This window comes from Streptomyces atriruber, from assembly GCF_001418325.1.
Taxonomy (GTDB): Bacteria; Actinomycetota; Actinomycetes; order Streptomycetales; family Streptomycetaceae; genus Streptomyces; species Streptomyces atriruber.
Map to the genome: position 1 here is coordinate 1 of NZ_LIPN01000089.1, position 3,079 is coordinate 3,079.

The 3,079-nt window shown below is 70.3% G+C and carries 2 protein-coding genes; both read right to left on the reverse strand.

Going from position 1 to position 3,079, the window contains the following annotated elements:
* A partial coding sequence (gene mycP / locus AOK03_RS10315) for a type VII secretion-associated serine protease mycosin (protein ID WP_055564879.1) occupies window positions 1-1,156 on the reverse strand: 1,156 nt, incomplete at its 3' end.
* Window positions 1,157-1,252: 96 nt separating this feature from the next.
* Window positions 1,253-2,782: a type VII secretion protein EccB gene (eccB, locus tag AOK03_RS10320; RefSeq protein WP_055564880.1), complete on the reverse strand. Its 1,530-nt coding sequence runs from the start codon at window positions 2,780-2,782 to the stop codon at window positions 1,253-1,255.
* Window positions 2,783-3,079: the final 297 nt, after the last annotated feature.

Consider the following 3,079-nt stretch of genomic DNA (forward strand, 5'->3'; position numbering starts at 1 on the left):
CGCGCAGGGCCGCCGCCGCGCCCGCGATCACCGCCACCACGGCCACGGTGATGCCGACTGCGTACGTCGCGTAGCGCTCGGCCCGCTCCTGGGAGGTCTCGGCGAGCGAGAAGGCCGCCGTGTCCGGTGGCGGGGCCTTCGACACCCCGGGGTCCGGGGTCGGCGAGGTCGCGGGCCGGGCGCTGTCGGATGCGGTGACGGCTCGCACGGGGTCGATCACGCCCCAGCCGACATAGTTGTCGTGGCCGTTGATGGAACGCTCCGCTGTCTGCTCGATCCGGGTGGCGATCTGAGCCGGGCTCCAGTCCGGGTGCCGGGACTTCAGGAGGGCGGCCACGCCGGCGACGAAAGGCGCCGAGAAGCTCGTGCCGTTGTCCGTGCACTGGCCCCCACCGGGGACGGTGGACACGATGTCCACGCCGGGGGCCGCGACGTCGACGAAGTCCCCGGGCTGGGAGAAGGCCGCTCGTTCGTTGTTGCGGTCGGAGGACGCGACCGCCAGGACGCCGTCGAAGGCTGCCGGGTACGTGTTCTTCACCTTGCCGTCCAGCCCGTCGTTTCCGGCGGAGGCGACCACCACGACCTTGGCGTCGAGAGCGTCACGTACCGCCTTGGCCAGGGCCGATGTGCGCGACAGGGGTTTCGTCGTGTCCTGGGAGATGTTGATGACATCGGCGCCCTCGGCGACGGCGTGGTCGATGGCCTTCGCCATCGAGTCGGAGTCGCCGCTGTTCTCGGCGTCGTTCTGGCGGATCGGAATGATGATCGAGGCGGGTGCGATGCCCACGAAGCCCGTTCCCTCGTGCGGTCGAGCCGCGATGATTCCCGCGACCTTCGTGCCGTGACCGACCTCGTCCTTGGTGGGGTCCGCGCCCTTGCCCTTCGTCAGGTAGTCGCGCCCCGCGCGGGCATTGACCGCCCCTGCGAGCTGGGGGTTCTTGTCGTCCACCCCGGTGTCGATCACCGCTACCCGAATGCCCCTGCCCTTCTTCCCGTCCTGCCACAGCTCGTCGAGCAGCACCCGCTGCAGCGGCCAGGGGCGGCCCTTGATCTGTTCGGCGGGGATCTGGCACGCGCCGCTCCCGGCCAGTCGCACCTGTGCGTGCGGGCGGGTACCGGCGTCGTCGGCAGCCGCCACGGGCGTGGCCGTGCTCATGGCTGCGACCGCGGCGGCCCCGACCAGCAGGGCTCTCTTCGTCGGCGGCACCGCTACCTCTGTCCTCTCCGTCGGTGGCATCAGGGGCGCGCAGGCTCAGGAACCCTGCGGCTGTCGGGCGCTGTTCGTGTCGAGGCGGGGCCCTTTGGCGAGGAAGTCGGACCAGGGCAGGGGGACCTTGGCGGGCCGGACGTTCTTGTAGCCGAGCTTGACCTGGGCCTCACTCGGCTCGGGGCTGCCGTCGGTCGTCTTCGGTTCGCCGTCCGATCCGATGTCTGACTTCTCGCTGTCGCTGTCGCCGTTGGCCTGAACGGCGTACCGCAGGCCGGTGTCCGTCACGAGGAAGAGCGACCCCGTCTTCGTCTGCGTGCCACGGACCTGGGTGTAGAGCAGGCCCGTTCCGGGGGTTACGTACGTGCTGGTGCCGCCTGCGCCGATGTCGGCCGGGTATTTCGTTCCGGCCCACGTGCTCAGCGTCGTGCCGCCCTCGTCATCCACGTTCCGCAGCACACTGCACACCGTGTCCCGACCGGTGCCGCTCGTGCCGCTGTTGACCTGAACGGTGCGATGCCGGGGCCACTTCGCGGCCTCCCCCTCGAAGGTGCCGTCGGCGGACTCGAAGTCCTGGAGGCCCACGGTGCGGGCCTCGCCGTCCATGTTCAGTCGCGCCGTCTGCCGTGAGTTGGTCAGGAGCCAGGCGGTGAATTCGGTGATCGGCTGGACCTTTCCGGGAAGCACCACGAAGTGCTTGACGCCCTCGCCGGTCTCCGCCTTCAGGACCATGCCGACCCGGTTCTCCTCGGAGGACAGCTGGTCCGACGCGTCGGCCGGGTCGCCCACGCTTCGGGGCAGCCGCGGGAAGCGGATCGGGCTGCCTCGGTGCAGCGTGGCCAGCCACTCCTTGGTGACCAGTTGCGGTTTCCTCGTCGGGCCCACGAGCGCGTCCGCCAAGAGGTCTCCCTCCGCGCCCGTCACTTCGTAGGCCGTCCCTGCCGCGTCCACCAAGTGGCGTGTCCCGGTGCGCGTTTTCACGTACAGGACTTCGCCCGTGTCGAGCCGCCGCGAGCCGTTCATCCTGTCGGCTTCCCGGTCGGCGAGGACGAACGTCGCCTCCTGCGTCGTGCGGCCCTCGGAACCCGGCTGCTCGCACACGGCCCAGCGCTTGGACCGGCCCGCCTCGTCGGGCGAAGGGAGGCGGTCAGGAGCGTAGGGAATGCCGATGATGGGGCCTCGTGGGGGCTTGCCCGCGTCGAGGATGCCGTCGCTGACCTGAATGACTTTGTAGTCGGCGCCGTTCATCAGCAGACGCGCCGAGGCCAGGTTGAGGACGGGGTGCAGGCGCGACTTCTTGCCGGTCTTGAGTACGACGTACCGGGTCGTCGAATCCTTGCCCACGATGACGCGGGTGCCCGGCGCGTCCCAGCCCGGGGGCGCCTTGGGCTGGAACATCCCCCAGGCGCCGAACACGGCCAGAACGAGAACACCCATGATCATGCTCGGCAGAAAGGCGCGCAGCGGGCGCGGCGCCCCCTCTTCGGATCCCGTCGGGGAGGGCTGGAGAAATGCCGCCAACGTCCGCTTCTTCGCGAAGGTGTACGCGTTGAGCTCGTCCCGCCGTGATGCCATGAGCGCCTGCTTCTCCCCCCACCGCAAGTCGGGGCGCGAACCCCATTCCTCCATTGCAAGACCCGGCCCCTACTATGCAGGGTGAGTAGTCACGCGTGCGCAGCGGGTAGGGCACCAGAGGCCGCAAGCACCCTGCTTGGCAAGGGGATTCGCCGGATTCGGGGGGTATGGAGTGATGGCTGCGGGCACCCGGAGCGGACCGCGAGCACGTGCACACGCCCCGGCCGCGGGGCCCGGCGGCTACCAGGGCGGCCCGGAGGGTTCGAGCCCGTCCGCCGGCCGCGGCCCCGCGTCCGT